This window comes from Streptomyces sp. NPDC051051 (genome assembly GCF_040682975.1).
Classification (GTDB): Bacteria; Actinomycetota; Actinomycetes; order Streptomycetales; family Streptomycetaceae; genus Streptomyces.
The window spans coordinates 1-1,566 of sequence record NZ_JBFBCB010000142.1 but is presented as its reverse complement, the minus strand read 5'-3'; the positions used below and the strand labels follow the sequence as shown (position 1 = coordinate 1,566).

Annotated in this window: 1 protein-coding gene; it reads right to left on the bottom strand. The window is 71.2% G+C overall.

Translation table 11 applies throughout. The features are described 5' to 3' along the window. On the bottom strand, positions 1–1,566 hold a 1,566-nt coding region (locus tag AB0N31_RS36475), incomplete at both ends, for an SDR family NAD(P)-dependent oxidoreductase (protein ID WP_366062837.1).

Here is a 1,566-nt window from a genome sequence, read left to right as displayed (position 1 = left end):
CCACGGACCCCACGCCACCGACAAACCCACCTCACCCCGCGCACGACGCGCCTCCACCACCGCATCAGCACACGCGTTCGCCGCCGCATACACGCTCTGCCGTCCGCTGCCCCACACACCGGCAACGGACGAGAACACCACGAACGCCTCCAGTTCCCACCCCCGCGTCAGCTCATCCAGATGCACCGCACCCAAAGCCTTCGCGGACCACACCTCGGTCAGGTGGGCGTCGTCGACCTCGTCGACGGGCATGTGGTCCGGCATACCGGCGACGTGGAAGACGGCGTCGACGCGGTGTTGTCCGAGCAGCGTGGCGACCGCGCCACGGTCGGCCATGTCGCACCGTTCGACATGCACGTGCTCCGCTCCCGCGGCACGTATCTCCTCCACGAGCCGGCTCGCGTCCGGCGCGTCGGCGCCGCGTCGGCTGGTGAGGACGATCTCCCGCGCACCCCGCTCGGCGAGCCAACGGGCCAGATGCCCGCCGAGAGCTCCGGTGCCGCCGGTGACGAGGACGCGCTGCGGCGACCTCCGGCCGGTCTCGGCGGTCCGGCCGGTCTCGGCGGTCCGGGGCAGAAGGGCCGGATGTTCGCGGAGGCGACGTGCGAAGGTGCCGTCGGCCCTCAGCGCGAGCTGGTCCTCGTCCGAGGAGGTGATCGCTGCGGCGAGCAAGCCGACCGTCTGCGCGTCGGACACCGGTGGCAGGTCGATCAATCCGCCCCATCGGTCGGGGAGTTCCAGGGCCGCCACCCGGCCGAACCCCCAGACGGCGGCCTGTTCGGGGCTCAAGGGGCCCTCCGTGGGCGACCCGGTGGCCACGGCACCCGTGGTGACGCACCAGACGGGACACGTTGTGCCGGTGTCGCCGAGCGCTTGAACGGCGGTGATGGCCCCGGCCAACGAGTCGGGCAGGACGGCCGCTCCGGCTACTGTGCCGCCGCGGACCGCCATGACGAGTGCGCGAGCCAGGGAAACCCGGTCGGTGTTCGCGGGGACGGCGAACGGCATGCAGCCGGGCAGCGCTTCTACGACGGTATCGAGTCCTGCCGATCCGCTCTCCGGGTAAAGCACCAGCCATCGTCCTGTCCCGCTGGCCGCCGGGGGCAGGCTGACCGGCTCCCATGTGACGCGGTACCGCCAGTAGTCCTCCTCGGCGCGCAGGGCCCGCTCCCGCCGCTGTGCGGCGAGTCCTGACACGATCTCCTCGACGACCTCCGCGCCGACGCCGAGAGAGTTCGCAAGTTCGAGGGACTCGACGGGATCGACCATGTCCCAGGACTCGGCGCCACCAACGATCGCGGTGTCCTCGGTGTGCTCTGCCGTCCGCACCCGCTTCGTCTGCGGCCAGAAGCGCTCATGCCGGAAGGCGTAGGTCGGAAGTTCCACACCCTCCGTGGCCCGGGAGCCGATCATCGACGCCCAGTCGACCACCATCCCCGTCGTGTGACCGGCGGCGACACCTTCCAGGACGGTGTCCACCTCGTCGCGGTGCTTGCGGAGGGTGGGCACGAACAGTATCCCGTCGGCGTCCGGAAGGCAGTTCTGGGTGAGGGCGGTGAGGGTGGC